Raw genomic sequence first — 19,787 nt, forward strand, 5'->3', positions numbered from 1 at the left:
GGCTAGGCCGGCTCGCGCTCCAGGCGCTGGCTCACGACCTGGGTGACGCCGTCGCCGCGCATGCTGACGCCGTAGAGGGCGTCGGCGCCCTCCATCGTGCGCTTCTGGTGGGTGATGATGATCAGCTGGGACGACTCGCGCAACTCCTCGAACACCCGCAGCAGGCGCTGGGTGTTGGTGTCGTCCAGGGCCGCCTCGACCTCGTCCAGCACGTAGAACGGCGACGGGCGGGCCTTGAAGACCGCGACCAGGAACGCGATCGCGACCAGCGAGCGCTCGCCGCCCGACAGCAGCGACAGCCGCTTGACCTTCTTGCCGGGCGGGCGGGCCGCGACCTCGACGCCGGTGGTGAGCATGTCGTCGGGCTCGGTGAGCGACAGGCTGCCCTCGCCGCCGGGGAACAGCCGGGCGAAGACGCGCTCGAACTCGCGGGCGGTGTCCTCGTACGCCGAGCCGAACACCTGCTGCACCCGGTCGTCGACCTCCTTGACGACGGTGAGCAGGTCGCGGCGGGTCTTCTTGAGGTCCTCCAGCTGGGAGTTCAGGAACGCGTGCCGCTCCTCCAGCGCCGCGAACTCCTCCAGGGCGAGGGGGTTGACCTTGCCGAGCTGGTTGAGCTGCCGTTCGGCGGCCTTGGCGCGCTTCTCCTGCTCCCTGCGGTCGTACGGGACGGGCCGCGCGTCCTCCCCCGCCTCCGGGCCGGGCGGGATGGCCTGGTCGGGGCCGTACTCGGAGACGAGCGCCTCGACCTCCAGGCCGAACTCGTCCATGGCGCGCTGCTCGTACTGCTCCAGGCGCAGCCGCTGCTCGGCGCGCGCGACCTCGCTGCCGTGCACGACGTTGACCAGCCGCTCCAGGGTGCCCGACAGCTCGCGCACCTGCGTCCGGACGACCTTCAGCTCGGCCTCGCGGGCGGCGCGGGCGCGCTCGGCCTCCTCGCGCTGCTCGACGGCCGTCGACAGGGACGCCTCGATGTGCCGCAGCGCCGTCCGCGCGCCCTTGTGGACGGCGTCGGCGACCCTGGCCTGCTGCTCGCGGCGGGCGCGGCGGTGCGCGGCGCGGGCGCGCTCCTCGCGCTCCCGGCGGGCGCCGCGCTCCAGCGCGTCGGCGCGGCCGGAGATCGCCTGGACGCGCTCCTCGGCGGTGCGGACGGTCAGCCGCGCCTCCATCTCGGCCGCGCGCAGCTCCTGGCAGCGGGCGGCCAGCTCGTCGCGGGCCTCGGTGTCGTGCCCGGCGTCGTCGGCGACCTCGGCGGCCTCCTCGGACTCGGCGAGCCGCTCGGCCAGCTCCTCGGCGGCCTGGGTGTCGCGTTCGAGGGACTCGGTGGCGGCGTCGAGGGCCTTGGTGAGCCGCTCGACCTCGCCGCGCGCGGCCCGGACGCCGGCCTCCAGGCGGGCGGCGCGCTGGGCCTCCTTGGCGGCCTGGGCGTCGTGCTCGCGGAGCCGCGCCCGGACCCGGTCGAGGTCGGTCTGCGCCTGGTTGACGCCGCCCTGCGCCTGGTTGACGGCGGCCTGGGCGGCGTCGAGCGCGGACTGCGCGGACTGCTCGGCCTCGGTGGCCGCCTCCAGGGCGGCGGCGCAGCGCTCGGCCTCGGTCTCGGCGGCGGCGAGGTCGGCGGTGGCCTGGTCGAGGGTGGCGCGCATCTGGAGGAGGCTCTGCGCGCCGCCGGCGCCGCCGCCCTGGGCCCAGTGGGCCCCCACCAGGTCGCCGTCGCGGGTCACGGCCCGCAGGCGGGGCTCGCGCCGGACGAGGGCGGCGGCGGCCGGCACGTCGGCGACGACGGCCACGCCGTCCAGCAGCGCGCTCATCGCGGGGCGCAGGGCGTCGGGAACGGTCACGGCGTCGACGGCGTAGTCGACACCGGGAAGCCTGTCCTGCTGCGAGGGGGGCGCGCCGGCGGAGCCGACCAGCATGCCCGCGCGGCCCGCGTCACGCGCGCGCAGGAGCTCCAGGGCGGCCTCGGCCGTGTCCAGCGAACCCACCGCGATCGCCTCGGCGGCGCTCGCGAGCGCCGCCGCGACCGCCGTCTCGTAACCGGGCCGTACGGTCAGCAGCGAGGCGACCGTGCCGAGCACGCCCTCCAGGGAGCCGTCCTCGCTCGCCGCCAGCAGCGCCTCCCCGCCCTCGGCGGCGCTGGCCAGCGCCAGGTCGAGGGCCTCGATCCGGGCCTGGAGCGCGGCGACCTGCTTCTGCGCGGCCTGGTCGGCGGAACGGGCCGCGCCCACCGCCGCGCGCGCGTCCTTGAGCGCCTGCCGGGGGCCGTCCACGGCGGCGCGGGCGGCCTCGACGGCCTCCTTGGCGGTGGCGAGCGTCTCCTGGGCCAGCTCGTGCTCGGCGGCCAGCTCCGGGTCCTCGACGACCTCGGACTCGAACGCCTCGTACTCGGCGCGCGCCGTCTGGACCCGCTGCTCGGCCTCGGTACGGGCCTCGCCGAGCCGGCCGATCTCCGAGCGGCCCGCCTGCGCCTTGCTGCGCAGCGCCTCGACCCGGCCGCGCAGCCGCGCCAGTTCCTCGCGGCGGTCGGCGGCGGCGCGGGCGGCGGCCTGGAGGCGGCGCTCCTCGGCGGCGAGCGCCTCCTCGGCCGCGGACCGCTCGTCGACCGCGCCCGACAGGCCGTCCTGGGCCTCCTCCAGCGCGGCGCGGAGCATCTCCTCCTGCTCGCGGACCTCGGCGGCCTCGCGCTCCATGTCCTCGGGATCGCGGCCGCGCCGCTCCTCGTCGCGCGCCTCGGCCGCGTTGCGGTGCCGCTCGGCGGCGAGGTCGGCGACGCCGCGCAGGCGCTCCTTGAGCGCCGACAACCGGAACCAGGTGTCCTGCACCTGCGCCAGCCGGGGGGCCTGCTCGGCCTCCTCCGCCTCCAGGGCGGCCTCGCGCTCCTGCGCCTCGGCCAGGGCGCGCTCGGTCTCGGCCCGGCGCTCCCGCACGGCGGCCTCGTCGGCGGCCTCCTGGTCGAGCCTGGTCCGCAGGGTGACCAGGTCGTCGGCCAGCAGCCGCAGCCGGGCGTCGCGCAGGTCGGCCTGGATGACGGCGGCGCGGCGGGCGATCTCGGCCTGCCGGCCGAGCGGCTTGAGCTGGCGGCGCAGCTCGCCGGTGAGGTCCTGGACGCGGGTGAGGTTGGCCTGCATCGCGTCCAGCTTGCGCAGCGCCTTCTCCTTGCGCTTGCGGTGCTTGAGGACGCCGGCCGCCTCCTCGATCACCGCCCGGCGGCCCTCGGGACCGGAGTGCAGCACCCGGTCGAGCTGGCCCTGCCCGATGATGACGTGCATCTCGCGGCCGATGCCCGAGTCCGACAGCAGCTCCTGGATGTCCAGCAGCCGGCAGTTGTCGCCGTTGATGGCGTACTCGCTCTGCCCGGACCGGAACATCAGCCGGCTGATCGTCACCTCGGTGTAGTCGATCGGCAGGGCGCCGTCGGCGTTGTCGATGGTGAGCACGACCTCGGCGCGGCCCAGCGGCGGCCGGTTGGCGGTGCCGGCGAAGATGACGTCCTCCATCTTGCCGCCGCGCAGCGACTTGGCGCCCTGCTCGCCCATCACCCAGGACAGCGCGTCCACGACGTTGGACTTGCCGGACCCGTTGGGGCCGACGACGCAGGTGATGCCGGGCTCGAACTTCAGTGTGGTGGAGGACGCGAAGGACTTGAAGCCGCGGAGCGTCAGGCTCTTCAGGTACACGCGCTCGCTGTCCTCCTCCGGAGATCGCGCGGGGGCGTCCGTCCTCCCGGCTCCCCCGGTCACGGCCGTGCCGCGACGCCCCGGCACCACTTCCGGGAACGCGTCGAACGATACCGGCCGGACCTGACGGGAACCGCGCAATCGCCGGGGCGCTACAAAACAGTGGCCCGGAACAACGGGTAGCCCGGAGGCCGGGGCGGCCCCGCCATCCGCCCGATCATAGGGGCGGGCGCGCGGGACGCCGTAGGGCGATCACCGCGAGAGGGCAAAACGAAGGGACGCCGCGATCGACGTCCCTGTGTGTTTCTCCGGAGCCCTATCTTTCCCCGGGATCCCGGGTTCTCCCCGGTATAAAGGCGCCGATCAGGTCAGCGCCGGTTCGCGGTCCTTCACTCCGAGCGACATTACGTCGTCGTCCGCCGCCGTCGCGAGCGCGTCGTTCTCCGCCTGAAGCCGTACGAGCTCGGCTTCCAGATCACGTACGCGCTGCTGAAGGCGCCGCATCTCCGCGACCATCCGGGGGTCGGGACCGCCGACGTGGCCGAGTAGAGCCTTCGCCATGACTAAGGGTCCTCCACGCTGAGTAACCAGCAGGGATCGCGCACGATTCGAATCCAGAGAGTGCGCGTATCGTCTAGAGTCGCACCGGCCTGTCTCCTGGTCAAGACGCACATCACAGGCCGGTAACAACCTGTCGGCACCTAGTTTAGCAGGTACGAACCGGAAAGCCCTACCCGGGCTAGCGTTCGTGGAAACCGGGCCCTTCGCCGCGCGGCTCGCCCCAGCGCTCGGCGACTCCGGTGACCCGGCCCGGGGTGCCGCCGCCGCGCAGCAGTTCCAGCAGCCGCTCGCAGGACGCCCGCGGCCCCTCGGCGACGATCTCGACCCGGCCGTCGCGCAGGTTGGTCGCGCTGCCGGCCAGCCCGAGCTCCAGCGACCGCGACCGCACCCACCAGCGGAAGCCGACGCCCTGGACCCGCCCGCGGGCCCACGCCGTCAGCCGCACCGTCTCCTCGGTCGCATCGGTTTCGGCCATGGTGCTCAGTATCGCGCCCTTCGGGGTTTCGGCTGGCAGGTGGGGCAGCTGAACGACGACCGGTTCATGAAGACGTCGCGGCGGATGGGCGTCCCGCAGCGCCGGCACGGCTCGTCCCGGCGGCCGTAGGCGTCCAGGGAACGGTCGAAGTAGCCGCTCTCGCCGTCGACGTTCACGTAGAGGCTGTCGAACGACGTCCCTCCGACGGCCAGAGCGGCCTCCATGACCTCCCGGACGCCCTGGAGGACCCTCGCGACCTCCGCGCGCGTCAGCGTCTCCGTGGGGCGCGCGTAGTGCAGCCTGGCGCGCCAGAGAGCCTCGTCGGCGTAGATGTTGCCCACGCCGCTGATGAGCGACTGGTCCAGCAGCGCCCGCTTCACCCCCGTGCGGCGGCGGCGCAGCGCCCTGGAGAACGCCTCGTCGTCGAACGCCTCTTCGAGCGGGTCGGCGGCGATGTGCGCGATCGGCTCCGGCACCGGCTTCCCGGACGCCTCGGTCATCTCGGTCACCATCAGGTGCCCGAACGTGCGCTGGTCGACGAACCGCAGGTCGAACCCGCCCTCGGCGGCGTCGGCGAACGTCAGCCGCACCCGCAGGTGCTTCTCGCGCTCGCGGTCCGGCTCGCCCACCAGCAGCTGGCCGCTCATGCCCAGGTGGGACAGCAGCGCCTCGCCCGAGTCGAGCGGGATCCACATGTACTTGCCGCGCCGCTCCGGGGCCGCCATCACGCGGCCGGCCAGCCGCCCGGCGAAGTCGGCGGGCCCCTCGGCATGGCGCCGCACCGCGCGCGGGTGCAGCACCTCGGCGGCGGCGACCGTCCGGCCCGTCACCCACGTGTCCAGGCCGCGCCGGACGACCTCGACCTCGGGCAGCTCCGGCACGGCTCAGGTCCCCTGCTCGGCGCTCTCGCGCTTGACGACCATCTCGCGGATGCGGTTCCAGGCGGCCTCGGCGGCGTGCTGCTCGGCCTCCTTCTTGCTGCGGCCCTCGCCCGTGCCGTAGGTGTCGCCGCCGACCCGTACCGCGGCGCGGAACGTCTTCTGGTGGTCGGGGCCGCTCTCGGCGACGTGGTACTCGGGGACGCCCAGCTCCTCCACCGCCGTCAGCTCCTGCAGCGAGGTCTTCCAGTCCAGCCCGGCGCCGAGCCCGGCCGACCGGGTGATCAGCGCGTCGAACAGCCGGTGCACCAGCGCGGACGCCTCGTCCAGGCCGCGGTCCAGGTACACCGCGCCGATCAGCGCCTCCAGGGTGTCGGCGAGGATCGACGCCTTGTCGCGGCCCCCGGTGCCCTCCTCGCCGCGGCCGAGCCTGATGTGGGCGCCCACGCCCAGCGCGCGGGCCACGCCCGCGAGCGCGCGCATGTTGACGACCGCCGCGCGCAGCTTGGCCAGCTGCCCCTCGGGCAGGTCCGGATGGCCCCGGTACAGGGTGTCGGTGACGACCAGGCCCAGCACCGAGTCGCCGAGGAACTCCAGCCGCTCGTTGGTCGGCAGGCCGCCGTTCTCGTACGCGTACGAACGGTGCGTCAGCGCCCGTTCCAGCAGCTCGTCGCCCACCTCGACGCCGAGCGCCCGGGTCAGTTCCGCGCGCTCGGGCGCGGATTCGCTCTTCTTGCCGCTCACAGGCCCTCCTCGCAGGCCTCGCACCGCCTGAGGCGGTGCCGCTGGCGGCGCGTGACGTCCGGAACGGCCCCCGAGGGGAGCTCGGAGGGCCACCGCGCGGCCTCGCGGCCGGCGGTCCCGGTACGGCGCGGACGCACGGCTCGGGAGAGGTTCCACGAAGACGAGGTGCGGGCCGGTCGATCGACATCCCCGGCACGCACCACGGCCTCGGGCGCCCGCCCTCCGCCGCTCACCACGCCGGCGTCACCCGCCGGGGTGGTCACGTTCGCCCGGGCACTTCGGAGGGCGGCCGCGCCGCGCGCGGTACCGCCCCCCGGAACGCCTGGGATCAAGCCGACGGGGAGATGACCTGCCGCCGGTCGTAGGTGCCGCACGTCGCGCACGCGGTGTGGGGCAGCTTCTTGTCGCGGCACGTGGGGCACTCGACCAGGGTCGGCGCGCTGGCCTTCCACTGCGCACGCCGGTGCCGCGTGTTGCTGCGGGACTTCTTCCGCTTCGGGACGGCCACGTCAGCCCTCCTGCTTTCCTTCTCGTTGGTCGAATGCCTGGTGGGAAGAGTTCTCCCCGTCCCCTCCGTCGGAGGGGGCCAGGCCCTGCAGTGCCGCCCACCGGGCGTCGGCCACGGCGTGGCCGTGACCCGGCTCGGCGTCCGCCAGGCGGACGCCGCACTCCGCGCACAGGCCGGGACAGTCCTCCCGGCAGAGCGGGGACAGCGGCAGCGCGAGCACCACCGCGTCCCGGAGCACCGGCTCGAGGTCGATCAGATCGTCCTCGAGGTAGAGCTCGTCGTCGTCCGCGTTCCCGCCGGAGCGGGTGTCAGGATAGACGAAGAGCTCCTGGAAGTCCGCCTCGAAGGTCGAGGCGATCGGGTCCAGGCAGCGCGCGCACTCCCCCTTGAGGGGCACCCGCGCCGTGCCCGTGACGAGCACGCCCTCCAGCACCGCCTCGAACCGGAGGTCCAGTTCGATGCTCTCGCCTTCGGGAACGCCCACCATCTCGACGCCGAAGTTCTCCGGCGCCGGAACGCGCACCACCTCCTCGCGCGACGACCCGGGTTGCCTGCTGAGGGCTCGGGTGTCGAGCACGAGCGGCGCGTTCGGATCGAGGCGAGTCAGCGGAAACCTGCTTTCATAAGGCTGCGTTTTCAGGCACAGGGAACTGCGGCCATCGGTCAGGCCGGTGTCCCAGGGTACCCAACGCGGCGGCGCGTCCCCAACTCGCGCCCGGCCCCGGCAGGTTACAGCTCCTTGAACCGCTCCGTGAGGCGCGCGTGGACGACGTCGGGGATCAGCCCGGACACGTCCCCGCCGTACTTCACGACCTCCTTCATGAGGCTGGAGGACAGGTACGAGTACAGCGGGTTGGTCGACATGAACATCGTCTCGACCCCGGCCATGCGGTGGTTCATCTGGGCCATCTGCAGCTCGTACTCGTAGTCGCTGACCGCCCGCAGCCCCTTGACGATCATCGGGATGTCGTTCTGCCGGCAGAAGTCCACCAGCAGCCCGTGCCACTTGTCGATCTTGACGTTGCCGTACTCCTTGGTGACCTCGTCCAGCATCTCGATCCGCTCCTCGATGCTGAAGAGTCCCTGCTTCGTCTTGTTGATCAGCACGGCGACGACGACCTCGTCGTAGAGGCGGGAGGCCCGGCTGATGATGTCGAGGTGGCCGTTGGTGACGGGGTCGAACGAGCCGGGACAAACGACACGTCGCACGAGGTGGCTCCATCCTTGCGTCTGGGTCTTCCTGTGCAGGTGGGGCCCTGCGGCGCGACCGTACCAAACCGGACGAGAACGAACTCACACCGGGTTTCGGGAACCGGCGGGCGGGTCACGCGCGGGCCGCACGCGGGTCAGCGGGCGGCGCGGCCGTACCAGAACACCGCCTCGCCGTAGCGGCGGTCGCGCTCGGCCTCGTACCCCTCGGGCCAGCGCAGCGCCGCCCCCCGCGCCGCGCGCTCGACCACCACCAGCGCGTCGGGGGCGCACCAGCCGTGGTCGCGCAGCGCCTCCAGGACGCCCGTCACGGCGGCGTCGGCCAGCGCGTACGGCGGGTCGGCGAAGACCAGGTCGTACGGCGCGTCCGGTTCCCGCTGGACGAGGCGCTCCACCTTGTCGCCGCGCGGCACCGCGCCGGGCAGGCCGAGGGCCGCCGCGTTCTGCCGGACGACCTTCAGCGCCCGGGGGTGGGACTCCACGAGCAGCGCGTGCGCGGCGCCGCGCGACAGCGCCTCCAGCCCGACCGCGCCCGATCCGGCGTACAGGTCGGCGACGCGCAGCCCGTCGAGCGGGCCGAGCAGCGCCAGCACCGTCGAGAACAGCCCCTCCCTGGCGCGGTCGCTGGTGGGGCGGGTGTCCCGGCCCGCCGGCACGGCCAGCCGCCGCCCTCCCGCGCTTCCCGCGATGACCCTTGTCATCCGTCGATTATCGGGGGCGCGGACGCGCGGGTGGTCCCCGGGGAGCCGCCGTCCCCCGGGAGCCGCGCAGGTCCGCGCCCCAATTCATGGATCACTGTTCACAACCGCTACCCGGCGTGCCACTGTGAACGCGGATAGTCGTAAACGCGAGTTGTCTTCACGACACCCCCCAGGAGTACCTCGTGCACCACGGCAGAAGACTGGCGGTGACGGCGGGCGCGACGGTGCTGGGCCTGGCGGCGATGAGCGGCGTCGGCCATGCCGACACCGCGGCTCCCAGGTCCGGCCCGCTGGCCGACCTCACCTCCACCCTGACCGGAACGATCGACGGCCTGACCGGCGCCCTCAGCGGCGGCGGGGGCTCGCCGGCCACCGGTTCCAAGCAGAGCACGGCCCCCAGGAAGAAGCCCTCCGCCACCCGTACCCCCGCCAGGCCGGAGACCGCCACCCGCTCGTCCGGGAGCGGCGGCACGTCCCGCGCCAAGGCGAAGGCCGGCGCGGGCAAGGCGCCGGAGACGCGAAAGGCCCAGAAAGCCCAGAAGGCTCAGAAGAAGGAGCCGCCGGGCCACCTCCGCGTCGAGATCTCTCCCGATCTCGATCCGAAGAGGAAGACCGTCGCCGGGAGCCTGCTCGTCGACGCCGGGCTCCGGACGCTGCTCGGTCCGGCGGGCCTCAGGCTGGAGGCCGACGGCCGGCTGTCGGCCGAGGACATCTCCATCGGCGACCCGGAGGCCGGGGGCGGCATCGGGCTCGCCGCGCATCTCGGCGACGCCGGGCTCGGCGTCGCCACCGGCGGCGAGGTGACCGCCACGCCCGCGGGCGTCACGGCCGCCGGGGCGCTGAACGTCTGCGCGGGCGCGGGCTGCCTGGACGCGCCCGGCCCGCCGAGCCCGCCCGGCCCGCCCGCCCCGACGCCGCCGACGCCTCCGGGCACCCCGCCGCCCGGCTCGCCGAGCCCGTCGCCCGGCCTGCCGGACCTCCCGCCGTCCTCGCCGCTGCTGCCCGACCTGCCCGAGGCCGGCGCGGGCCCGGAGGCGGCGGCCGCCTCGATGGCGCCGGGCACCCTGCCGGACGGCCTGCCGTTCACGGGCGCCGGCAGCCTGCCCATGGCGGCCCTCGGCCTGGCCGCGATCCTGGCCGGCGGCGCGGCCGTCGCCGCGACCCGCCGCCGCGAGGCCGAAGAGGGCTGAGCACGGCACGCACGGCGGAACGGGGCGCTCTCCGACAATCCCGGCGGAGAGCGCCCCGTTCGCGTCCGTACGTCAGAGGCGGTCGGTCTCGGTGACCTTCCAGGTGCCGTTCGGCTGCGGGTCGACCGCCATGCGGTAGAGGGCGACCTTGTCGTCGGCCTTGCAGGCGCCCTTGGCGCATTCGGCCACCGCGACCAGGGCGGCCGTCCTCCGCGGGGTGTCGCCGGCGCGGAGCGCGGCCTCCACGAGGGTGCCCGCCGCCACCTCCTTCGCGCCGCGGACGGCGTCGGTCACGGCGCGGGCCCGGGCGCCCGGCCAGCCGGTGCCGCCGGACGTCACGGCCGGGACGGAGACGGCGTTCAGGACGTACAGGGTGTCCAGGAGCCAGCCGCCGCCGCGGCGGACGAGGGTGGCCCGCATCGGCTCGTTCCGCAGCCGCGGCTCCGCGTTGGCGGAGCCGATGGTCCGCTTGACCTGGGAGAGCACGGTCACCGTGCCCGGCGCGGCCGCCACGACGGCGGACTCCGGGACGTCGGTGACGATCGTGCTGCGGTTGTCGCGGAGCCGGACGCGCCAGTTCTCGGCGGCCAGCTGCCGGTCGTACTCGGCCCGGTAGCGCTCGGTGGAGCGGGCGTGCGCCCCCGCGACGTCCTGCTCGATCCGCCGGTAGTCGAAGCTGAGGACCGCCTTGACCGACTCGGCCGCGACGCGGGCGGCGCCCGCCGCCTCCGCGGGCGGCACGGGAGTGTCGGCCGCCGCCGCGGCGGCGCGGGGCGGCGGCGGGTCCTCGCCGTTCGCCATCAGCGCCCACGCGGTGCCGCCGGCGAGCAGCAGCACGGCCGCCGCGGCGATGGCGGCGGCACGCCGGCGGCCGCGCCGGAGCGGTTGCGGGCCGGTGGCGGCGGGCGGGTGGGTGGCGGGCTGCGGGGGGTGCGGGGGCTGCGGCGGCGGCACCGGGGCCGCCGGCGGTACGGCGCCGCCCGCGAAGGAGGTGCCGGTCGTCAGGGCGCCCTCGGGGTCGCTGGTCACGGTGTCGCGTCCCAGGAGGTCGAGCAGCACCTGCTGCGCCTCGGGGCGCCGCGCCGGGTCCTTGTCCAGGCACGCGGTGACGGTCGCGCGCAGCGAGTCGGGCAGCGGCGACAGGTCGGGCTGGTAGTTGAGGACCCGGTGGAAGACCGCCGAGATCGTGTCGTTCCCGAACGGGTGCCGCCCGGTGGCCGCGAACAGCATGGTCGCCGCCCACGCGAACATGTCGACGGGCGTGCCCAGCTCGGTGTCGGTGACCTGCTCTGGGGCCATGTACGAGGGCGTGCCGACCACGCCGCTCCCCTTGGCGGCCTCGCTGCCCAGCACCCGGGAGATGCCGAAGTCGATCACGCGCGGGCCGTCCGGGCCCATCAGCACGTTCGCCGGCTTGAAGTCGCGGTGCAGGATCCCGGCCCGGTGGATGGCGGCGAGCGCGGTGACCGTGCCGATCGCCAGCCGGTCCAGGTCGGTGCCGATCCGCGGGCCGGTGCCGGTGACGGCCTCGGTGAGGGACGGGCCGGGCACGTACTCGCTGACGACGTAGGGCAGCTCGCCGGTGATGTCGGCGTCCAGGACCTGGGCGGTGCAGAATCCGGCGACCCGGCCGATCATCTCCATCTCGCGCTGGAACCGCGCCCGCCACTCGGGGTTCCGGCTCAACTGGGCGCGCAGCAGCTTGATCGCCACGTCCCGCCCGCTCTCGCCGCGGCCGAGGAAGACGATGCTCTGGCCGCCTTCGCCGAGGCGTCCGCGTACCTCGTAGGGGCCCAGCCGCACCGGGTCTTCGGGCAGCAGGGGGCGAACGGCCGTCATCGGTCTCCTCCGTCAGGTGCGGACCCGCCACGGAAGCTCTACCCGGGGCCGGGCCGGGAGGCGCATCCTTCCCGTAGGTCGTTAGACGTCTGTGATCGATCGTGCGTTCTCGGTGACGGAGGAGAGAGGAGAACGGAGCGGGCGGGGCGCTCCCACCCCGAAGCGCCCCGCCCGCGTTCCGGCGGCCGGCGTCAGGCCAGGGCCCACCGGGCCTGGGTGCGGACGCCGGGGTCGGGGTCGGAGAGCGCCTCGGTGAGGGCGGTGACGACCTCGGGACGGTCCGCGGCCCACCGCTCCAGGGACTGGACGGCGGCGCGCCGCACGTCGACGATCTCGTCCCGGAGCGCGCGGACCAGCGGCCGCACGGCGACCTCGGGGGCGGCCTCGGCGAGCGCGAGCACGGCCCGCCGCCGGACCTGCCAGCCGGCGTGGACGACGCCGGTCACGACGCGGCCGGCGAGCGGTTCGGGGACGCCGAGTTCGGCGGCGGCGTCGAGGGCCGCCATCCGGACGACCGGGTCGTGGTCGGCGAGCAGGTCCTCCAGGGCGGGCAGGCCGGCGGGATCGGCCAGCCGGGCCAGGCCGCCGGCCACCGCGACCCGGACCTCCCGGGCGGGGTCGTCGGCGGCCTCGGCGACCTCGGTGACGGCCTCCAGGGCGATGAGGCCGATGACGGCCTGGAGCCGTATCTGGGGCTCGCCGTCGTTCAGGCCCTGGGTGTAGAGGTCGCCGGCGCGCGCTATCAGGTCGCCGTCGTGAACGGGGTCATGGGTGATGGGCATGGATGTGCCTCCAGGAAGCGTCGGATCCGGTGAACGGGCATCAGCGACGCGGACAGAGCATGCTCGCTTGCCGCCGCAGGTCGACGTGATGCCGCACGGTGAGGTCCTCGCTCGGATTCACGCTCTCCATGCTGGGGAGAATTTCATGCAAAGTCAATCGGCTTAATGGGAATATACGTCCCCGCCGACGGCTACGCCTTCTCCAGGTAGTCGGTGCGGTCCTCGTCCAGCAGCACCGCCAGCTCGGCGGCCAGGCCGGGGTGCTCGGACAGGTCGGGATCGGCCTCGACCAGCAGCGTGGCCTCGTCCCGCGCCTTGCGGATCACGTCCTCGTCCTTCTGCAGCGTGAGCAGCCGCAGGCTGGAGGCGCGGCCGGCCTGCGCGGCGCCCAGCACGTCGCCCTCGCGGCGCTGCTCCAGGTCGAGCCGCGACAGCGCGAACCCGTCGGTCGTGGACGCGACCGCGTCCAGCCGCTCCCGGGCCTTGCTGCCCGGCTCGGCGTCGGTGACCAGCAGGCACAGGCCCGGCAGCGTGCCGCGGCCGACCCGGCCGCGCAGCTGGTGCAGCTGCGACACCCCGAACCGGTCGGCGTCCATGATGATCATCGCGGTGGCGTTGGGCACGTCCACCCCGACCTCGATCACCGTGGTGGCCAGCAGCACGTCCAGCTCGCCGGCCGTGAAGCGGCGCATCACCGCATCCTTCTCGTCCGGGTGCAGCTTGCCGTGCAGCACGCCGATCCGCAGCCCGGCCAGCAGCTCCTCCAGGCGCGGCAGCAGCTCCATGATCCCCAGCGGGGAGCGGCGCTCGCCCTCGTCCGGGGGCGGCGGCGCGTCGCCCTCGTCGCCCTCCCGCTCGCCGATCCGCGGGCACACGATGTAGATCTGCCGCCCGCCGGACGCCTCCTCCCGGATCCGCTCCCAGGTGCGCGCCAGGAACGCCGGCTTCTCCGGCGGCACCACGTGCGTCCTGATCTCGGAACGCCCGGCCGGGAGCTGCCCCAGCACCGAGGTCTCCAGGTCGCCGAACACCGTCATCGCCACCGTCCGCGGGATCGGCGTGGCCGTCATGACCAGCACGTGCGGCCGCCCGCCCGCCACCTTCTCGCGCAGCGCGTCCCGCTGCTCGACGCCGAACCGGTGCTGCTCGTCCACCACGACCAGCCCCAGGTCGGCGAACTGGACGTGCTCCTCCAGCAGCGCGTGCGTCCCGACGACGATCCCGGCCGCGCCCGACGCCGCGTCCAGCAGCGTCGCCTTGCGCGCCTTGGCGCCCTGCGACCCGGTGAGCAGCACCACCCGCGTGGCGACGTCGGCGCCGCCGATCTGCCCGGCCTGCCCCAGCTCGCCCAGCATCCCGCTGATCGACCGGAAGTGCTGCTGCGCCAGCACCTCGGTGGGCGCCAGCAGCACCGCCTGCCCGCCGCCGTCCACCACCTGGAGCATCGCCCGCAGCGCGACCACGGTCTTGCCGGCGCCCACATCGCCCTGGAGGAGGCGGTGCATGGGGTGCTCCAGCGAGAGGTCCTCGGCGATCTCGCGGCCGACCTCGCGCTGCCCCTCGGTCAGCGCGAACGGCAGGCGCGCGTCGAACGCGTCCAGCAGGCCGCCCTCGATCGCGGGACGCGACTTGGCCGGGAGCGCGGCGGCCGCCAGCCGGCGCCGCGCCAGGGCGATCTGGAGGACGAACGCCTCGTCCCACTTCAGCCGGTGCCGCGCGCGGCCCAGCTCCTGCCAGTCCTTGGGCCGGTGGATGCCCTCGTACGCCTCCCGCAGCCCGATGTAGTGGTGCCGCTTGAGGGTCAGCTCGGGCATCGGGTCGGGGCCGAGGTCCAGGTTGTCCAGCACGGTGCCGACCGAGATCGAGATCGTCTCGATGTCCAGGCCCTTGGTGGACGGGTAGATCGGGATGATCTCGTCCGCCCACTCCTGCGCCGCCTCGTGGCCGGCGCGCTCGGCGACCACCTTGTACTGCGGGTGGGCGAGCTGGCGCTGGGCGCGGCCGGAGCGCGGCCGGTACGTGCTGATCTTGCCGGCGAACAGCCCGCGGGTGCCCGGCGACAGCTCCTTCTCGGGCTTGTACGAGCCCTTGCGGCCGAAGAAGCTCAGCTTCAGCTCGCCGGTGCCGTCGGTGACGGTGATCTCCAGCACGTAGCCGGGGCTGCGGGACAGCGTCCGGCCCTGGACCTTCACCACCTCGGCCATCACGGTGACGTGCTCGCCGTCGGCCAGCTCGTTCAGCGGGGTCAGCTCGCCGCGGTGCGCGTACCGGCGCGGGTAGTGGTGCAGCAGGTCGCCGACCGTGTGCAGGTCGAGCCCCTTGGCCAGCACCCTGGCGGTCTTGTCCCCCAGCACCTTGCGCAACGGCTCGTCGAGTTTCGCCACGTCGCCCTTTCTACCGCGCCGGTCCGTCACTCGCGCCGGCTCCCGGCACGCGCCGGGTCACTCGACGCCGATCAGGAGGGGGTAGAGCACCTGCCCGCCGTCGTAGACGCCGACCTCCACGTCGGGATGCCGGTCGCGCAGGTGCGCCTCCAGCAGGCCGGTCAGCCCCTCCGGCGCGTACGTGCCCGAAATCAGCGTGACCAACTCGCCGCCGCCCGACAGCAGCCGGTCCAGGACGTGCCGGGCCACCGCGGCGAGATCCTCACCGATCATGGCCACATCGCCCTCGATCAGCCCGAGGACGTCGCCCGGCTGGCACAGGCCCACGCTGGTGAACGCCTCCTCCGCGGCGACCTCCAGGTTGCCGAAGCGGGTCGCGCCGGCCGCCCGGGTCATCGCGATCACGTCGTCGGCGAACCGGCGGAGCGGGTCGTGGACGGCCAGCGCGGCCAGCCCCTGGACGGACGCCTTGGTCGGGACGACCGCGATCCGCGCGCCGCTCTCCCGGGCGCGCTCGGCGGCGGCCTCGGCGAGCGCCGCCACCTCGGGCTCGTTCGGCAGCACCGCCACCTCGTCGCCGGCCGCCAGGATCGCCTCGGCCAGCAGCGCCAGCGGCGGCAGCGCGCCCGGCTCGCGGCGCACCACATGGGCACCGGTGCTCTCGAACAGGGCGGCGAGCCCGTCGGCGGCGGTCACCGCGACGACCGCGCGGCCCGTGCAGGGCGCCTGGGACCGGTCCTCGGCGTGCAGGTACGTCACCCGGACGCGGTGCGGGCGGCCCGCCGACAGGCCCGCCTCGATCGCCGCGCCGGCGTCGTCGACGTGCACGTGGACGTTCCACAGCCCGTCGCCGCCGACCACGACGAGGGAGTCGCCGAGCGCGTCGAGGACGGCGCGCAGCCGCGGGACCCGGTCGTCGGCGGCGTCCAGCAGGTACATGACCTCGTAGCCGGGGCCGGCGGGCTCGGCGCGCCCGGCGCGGCCGTCCCGCGCGGGTCCCTCGCCGGGGACGCGGCCGGGCACCTCGTACCGCTCCGGATACTCCTCGGTGATCACGGCGGCCAGGGCCTCCAGGACCACGCACAGGCCCGCGCCGCCCGCGTCCACCACGCCGCTGCGCTCCAGCACGTCCAGCTGCCCGGTGGTGCGGCGCAGCGCCTGCCGGGCGCCGGTCACCGCCGCCCGCGCGACCCCGGCCAGGCCCGGCCCCGGCTCGTCCAGGCCCGCGGACGCGGCCGCCTCCAGGACGCTGAGGATCGTCCCCTCGACCGGATGCTCGACCGCGCCACGGGCCAGCACCGACGCGTACCCGAGCGCCTCGGCCAGCGCCGCGCCGTCCGCGGCCGTCTCCGGCCGCCCGACGATCTCCGCCAGCCCGCGGAGCACCTGGCTGAGGATCACCCCGGAGTTGCCGCGCGCGCCCAGCAGCGCGCCCCTGGTCAGCGCCTGCCACGCCTCCCCCGTGCCGGTCCCGGCGGGCAGGGCGGCCACCGCGTCCGCCGCCGCCAGCATGGTGAGGTGCAGGTTCGTCCCGGTGTCCCCGTCCGGTACGGGGAACACGTTGAGCGCGTCGATCTCCCCCCGGGTGCGGCCCAGCGCCTCGGCCGCCAGCCCGCTCCATCGCCGTACCGCCGCCCCGTCGAGGACCTCGCCCACCCTCGCTCCTCTGCTTCCCTCGATCGTGGCCGACCGCCACGGATACCTCATATCGTGCGGACCGTTCCCGTGGGAATCCGGCGGAATCCGGTGCTCGCGTCCGGTCCCGGAACGAGGCTTGCGCGGCCGGGCCGATTCGCCTAGGGGGCCGGCCGTGGGCTAATCTGATTCGTGCGCCTCGTCCGGGGCGCTTTCTGAGCGCCCCCAAAGTGCCCGGCACGGCATCGCGGGTCGCTCCGCTTCATCGAACGCTTCACAGCACCGACACCCACTTGGAGTTTCCCGTGGCTTCCGTCTGCGACGTCTGCGGCAAGGGACCCGGTTTCGGCATGCGCGTCTCCCACTCGCACCGCCGCACCCCGCGCCGCTGGAACCCCAACATCCAGCGCGTGCGCGCCGTCGTGAACGGCAGCACCAAGCGGATCAACGCCTGCACCTCGTGCATCAAGGCCGGCAAGGTCGTCAAGCCGACGGTCTGACCGCACGGCCGGACCGCGCGGGACGCTCCCGGCGCGACAGCCTCGGTCGGCTCACCGGATTCCGGTGAGCCGACTTTCGCGTTCCGGATCAGGTACGGGTGCGCCAGCCGTGGTCGACGGGGCCGATTCCGGTCCCGAGGGGGAAGCCGGCGGCGATGGCGCCCGTGACGTACTCCTTGGCCTTGCCGACCGCGCCGGGGACGTCCTCGCCCAGCGCCAGGTACGAGGCGATCGCGGAGGCCAGCGTGCAGCCGGTGCCGTGGGTGTGCCGGTTGTCGTGGCGCGGCGCGGTGAAGCGGTGCTCGCGCTCGCCGTCGAACAGCAGGTCGGCGGGCTCGCCGGGGAGATGCCCGCCCTTGACCAGGACCCATTCCGGGCCGAGCGCCTTGACCGCCTCGGCGGCCTCCCGCAGCCCGGACTCGTCGACCACCTTCACGCCGGTGAGCTGCTCGACCTCCCACAGGTTCGGGGTGACGACGGTCGCGGCCGGCAGCAGCGCCGTGCGGACGGCGTCGACGGCGTCCGCGGCGAGGAGCGCGTCGCCGTGCTTGGAGACGCCGACGGGATCGACCACCACGGGCGCCCCCGCGTCCGCCAGGCCCGCCGCGACGGCCTCCACCAGCGCCGTGGACGCGAGCATCCCCGTCTTGACCGCGTGCACGCCGATGTCGGACAGCACCGAGTCCAGCTGCGCCCGCACGGCCTCGACGGGCAGCTCCCAGTAGCCCTGGACGCCGAGGGAGTTCTGCGCGGTCACCGCCGCGATGACGCTCATGCCGTGGACGCCGAGGGCGAGCATCGTCTTGAGGTCGGCCTGGATGCCGGCGCCGCCGCCGGAGTCGCTGCCCGCGACGGTGAGCACGAGGGGCGGGGCCGCGGAAGCGGCGGGCGGGACGGGGTTCTGCGTCATGCCGCCCACTGTAAGGCCCTATATGCGCCTTTCTAGACGCGGGCGCAGGGAAGGCCGTTCATCTTGCACACCGACGGGCGGGCGATCGTCCCCTTGGCGACGAACGTGACGCGGACCGACTGGCCCGGGGTGAGGGCGGGAGCGCCGGTACGGCTGCGGACCCAGCCGACCTCGCCGGTGCGGACCACGGCCGCGCCGCTCGCGGACACGATCGAGGCGTTGGGGATCTTGAACGCCAGCGACCACTTGGGCACCGGCCGCTGGCCGCGGTTGGCGACCGTCGCGGTGAACCGGAAGGCGCCCGGCGACTCGCTCACCTTCTTGAAGGCGACGACGAGGCCGTCGGCGCGCTGCGCGTCCCGGCTGGCGCGGTCGCCCGGCCCCCGCTGGGACATCTGGTTCTCCTTCACGCCGGTCTGCGGCGTCTGCGGGGCGCCGCCGGCGAAGTTGAGGGAGATCTGCTGCGTGCTCATGGCGTACGAGACGACGCCCACGGCCAGCACCAGCGCCACGATGGGCAGCAGCGGCACCGGGACCATCGAGAAGATCCTGAACCGAGGGCGGCCTGAAGGAGGTTCCGCTTCGTCCTGCGGGACCTCGTCTTCGGGTTGTCCGAGCCTGGTGTGTCGTCCCATCCCATCCCTCTTCGATCACAGGATGTATACCAAACCCGTCCCAAGCATGCCTACCAGACGAGCAAAGGGGTCCGCCTGGAGAAGGGGCCGCCCGCATGCTCTCACATGGGGTCACCCGCGGAAGTGGTCCCAGCCGGATCCGGCGTACGGACCCCCGTCGACCAGCACGCCGGCACCCTCCGCGACCGTGCCGACCACCGTCCAGGACGGCGGCGGGACGGCGCCGGGTCCGATCGTCGCGGCGAACCCGTGGTCCTCGCCACCGGTGAGGACGTGGCGGAGACCACCCCGGCCGAGCACCGGCGGCACCGGGACGCGCGCCGTGTCGACCTCGATCCGCACGCCGCTGGCCTTGGCGATGTGGCCGAGGTCCTGGAGCAGCCCGTCGCTCACGTCCAGCAGCGCGGTGGCCCCCATCGCGCGGGCCTCGTCGCCGGCCGCGTACGGCGGCCTCGGGCGGCGGTGCGCCTCGATCAGCTCGGCCGGGCCCTCCTCGCCGCGCTCCAGCAGCTCCAGGCCCGCCGAGGAGAGGCCGAGGGTGCCGCGCACCGCGACCAGGTCGCCGGGCCGGGCGCCGGCGCGGGTCAGCGGCGGCCGGCCGCCGAGATCGCCGAGCGCGGTGACCGCCAGCGTGATCCGCGGGGCGGCGACCACGTCGCCGCCGGCCACCGACGCGCCGGCCAGCCCGCACTCCTCGGCGAGCCCGGCGTACAGCTGCTCGGCCCACTCCACCGGCGTCTCGGCCGGGACGGCCAGCCCGACCAGCAGCGCGGTCGGCCGGGCGCCCATCGCGACGACGTCGGCGAGGTTCTGCGCGGCGGCCTTGCAGCCGATCTCGTACGGGCCGGACCAGTCGCGGCGGAAGTGCCGGCCCTCGACCAGCAGGTCGGTGGTGGCCACGGCGCGGCCGTCGGGCGAGCGCACCACCGCCGCGTCGTCGCCGGGCCCCAGCTCCACCGCCGGCCCCTGCGGCAGCCGGTCGGTCAGCCTCGTGATCAGCCCGAACTCGCCCAGCTCCCCGATGCTGCTCATCGGCCCCCGTCCTCGTGCGTGCTCAGCCGGTACCGGAACGGCACCGGCCCGGGCCCGGGCCGCCCCGGGCGCCCGCCGCGGCCCGTAACACGATACGGTGACCGTCCGACGGCATTTTCTCCGCCCGGGG

The 19,787-nt window shown here is 74.6% G+C and carries 18 protein-coding genes; 2 read left to right on the plus strand and 16 right to left on the minus strand.

Annotated features, from left to right (window positions below; all coding sequences use genetic code 11):
* Window positions 1-2: 2 nt before the first annotated feature.
* The 9 genes from smc to rsmD all read right to left on the minus strand — a co-directional run bounded on the left by smc (window position 3) and on the right by rsmD (window position 8,750).
* Entirely contained in the window at window positions 3-3,674 is a 3,672-nt protein-coding gene (gene smc, locus ACA361_RS22120; protein WP_375014516.1) for a chromosome segregation protein SMC, read from the minus strand.
* 363 nt (window positions 3,675-4,037) lie between these two features.
* Complete coding sequence (locus ACA361_RS22125; protein WP_197010571.1) at window positions 4,038-4,235, minus strand: hypothetical protein; 198 nt, start codon at window positions 4,233-4,235, stop codon at window positions 4,038-4,040.
* Window positions 4,236-4,413: 178 nt separating this feature from the next.
* Window positions 4,414-4,710 carry an acylphosphatase gene (locus ACA361_RS22130; RefSeq protein WP_375014518.1) on the minus strand — a complete coding sequence of 99 codons (297 nt, stop codon included), beginning with the start codon at window positions 4,708-4,710 and terminating at the stop codon, window positions 4,414-4,416.
* A 5-nt stretch (window positions 4,711-4,715) separates the two neighbouring features.
* Complete coding sequence (mutM, locus tag ACA361_RS22135; protein WP_375014520.1) at window positions 4,716-5,591, minus strand: bifunctional DNA-formamidopyrimidine glycosylase/DNA-(apurinic or apyrimidinic site) lyase; 876 nt, start codon at window positions 5,589-5,591, stop codon at window positions 4,716-4,718.
* A 3-nt stretch (window positions 5,592-5,594) separates the two neighbouring features.
* Window positions 5,595-6,290: a ribonuclease III gene (gene rnc / locus ACA361_RS22140; RefSeq protein WP_375014890.1), complete on the minus strand. Its 696-nt coding sequence runs from the start codon at window positions 6,288-6,290 to the stop codon at window positions 5,595-5,597.
* Window positions 6,291-6,660: 370 nt separating this feature from the next.
* The gene (rpmF, locus tag ACA361_RS22145) at window positions 6,661-6,840 is read right to left on the minus strand and encodes a 50S ribosomal protein L32 (RefSeq protein WP_375014522.1); all 180 of its coding nucleotides are present in this window, start codon (window positions 6,838-6,840) and stop codon (window positions 6,661-6,663) included.
* 1 nt (window position 6,841) lies between these two features.
* Window positions 6,842-7,417, minus strand: a complete 576-nt coding sequence (locus tag ACA361_RS22150; RefSeq protein WP_375014524.1) for a DUF177 domain-containing protein — start codon at window positions 7,415-7,417, stop codon at window positions 6,842-6,844.
* A gap of 152 nt (window positions 7,418-7,569) precedes the next feature.
* Window positions 7,570-8,049 (minus strand): pantetheine-phosphate adenylyltransferase, encoded by a 480-nt coding sequence (coaD, locus tag ACA361_RS22155; RefSeq protein WP_375014526.1) that lies wholly within the window; start codon window positions 8,047-8,049, stop codon window positions 7,570-7,572.
* Window positions 8,050-8,186: 137 nt separating this feature from the next.
* Entirely contained in the window at window positions 8,187-8,750 is a 564-nt protein-coding gene (gene rsmD, locus ACA361_RS22160) for a 16S rRNA (guanine(966)-N(2))-methyltransferase RsmD (RefSeq protein WP_375014528.1), read from the minus strand.
* 182 nt (window positions 8,751-8,932) lie between these two features.
* Between rsmD and ACA361_RS22165 the strand changes: the two genes are divergently transcribed.
* Window positions 8,933-9,940, plus strand: coding sequence for a hypothetical protein (locus ACA361_RS22165; RefSeq protein ID WP_375014530.1), 1,008 nt, complete (start codon window positions 8,933-8,935; stop codon window positions 9,938-9,940).
* 72 nt (window positions 9,941-10,012) lie between these two features.
* Here the strand turns inward: ACA361_RS22165 and ACA361_RS22170 are convergent, their stop codons facing one another.
* The 4 genes from ACA361_RS22170 to ACA361_RS22185 all read right to left on the minus strand — a co-directional run bounded on the left by ACA361_RS22170 (window position 10,013) and on the right by ACA361_RS22185 (window position 16,601).
* Window positions 10,013-11,779: a serine/threonine-protein kinase gene (locus ACA361_RS22170; protein ID WP_375014532.1), complete on the minus strand. Its 1,767-nt coding sequence runs from the start codon at window positions 11,777-11,779 to the stop codon at window positions 10,013-10,015.
* Between the two features lie 191 nt (window positions 11,780-11,970).
* Window positions 11,971-12,561 carry a HEAT repeat domain-containing protein gene (locus ACA361_RS22175; protein WP_375014534.1) on the minus strand — a complete coding sequence of 197 codons (591 nt, stop codon included), beginning with the start codon at window positions 12,559-12,561 and terminating at the stop codon, window positions 11,971-11,973.
* A 191-nt stretch (window positions 12,562-12,752) separates the two neighbouring features.
* On the minus strand, window positions 12,753-14,945 hold the full coding sequence (recG, locus tag ACA361_RS22180) for an ATP-dependent DNA helicase RecG (protein WP_375014536.1): 2,193 nt from the start codon (window positions 14,943-14,945) through the stop codon (window positions 12,753-12,755).
* A 57-nt stretch (window positions 14,946-15,002) separates the two neighbouring features.
* Entirely contained in the window at window positions 15,003-16,601 is a 1,599-nt protein-coding gene (locus tag ACA361_RS22185; protein WP_375014538.1) for a DAK2 domain-containing protein, read from the minus strand.
* Between the two features lie 284 nt (window positions 16,602-16,885).
* Between ACA361_RS22185 and rpmB the strand changes: the two genes are divergently transcribed.
* Window positions 16,886-17,080: a 50S ribosomal protein L28 gene (gene rpmB, locus ACA361_RS22190; protein WP_030164391.1), complete on the plus strand. Its 195-nt coding sequence runs from the start codon at window positions 16,886-16,888 to the stop codon at window positions 17,078-17,080.
* 88 nt (window positions 17,081-17,168) lie between these two features.
* Here the strand turns inward: rpmB and thiD are convergent, their stop codons facing one another.
* From thiD to ACA361_RS22205, 3 genes are all read right to left on the minus strand, one after another.
* Complete coding sequence (thiD, locus tag ACA361_RS22195) at window positions 17,169-17,990, minus strand: bifunctional hydroxymethylpyrimidine kinase/phosphomethylpyrimidine kinase (protein ID WP_375014541.1); 822 nt, start codon at window positions 17,988-17,990, stop codon at window positions 17,169-17,171.
* A gap of 32 nt (window positions 17,991-18,022) precedes the next feature.
* On the minus strand, window positions 18,023-18,529 hold the full coding sequence (locus ACA361_RS22200) for a cellulose binding domain-containing protein (protein ID WP_375014542.1): 507 nt from the start codon (window positions 18,527-18,529) through the stop codon (window positions 18,023-18,025).
* Between the two features lie 207 nt (window positions 18,530-18,736).
* The gene (locus ACA361_RS22205) at window positions 18,737-19,657 is read right to left on the minus strand and encodes a thiamine-phosphate kinase (RefSeq protein WP_375014543.1); all 921 of its coding nucleotides are present in this window, start codon (window positions 19,655-19,657) and stop codon (window positions 18,737-18,739) included.
* Between the last annotated feature and the right edge of the window lie 130 nt (window positions 19,658-19,787).

Source organism: Actinomadura sp. 21ATH (assembly GCF_041951345.1).
Classification (GTDB): Bacteria; Actinomycetota; Actinomycetes; order Streptosporangiales; family Streptosporangiaceae; genus Spirillospora.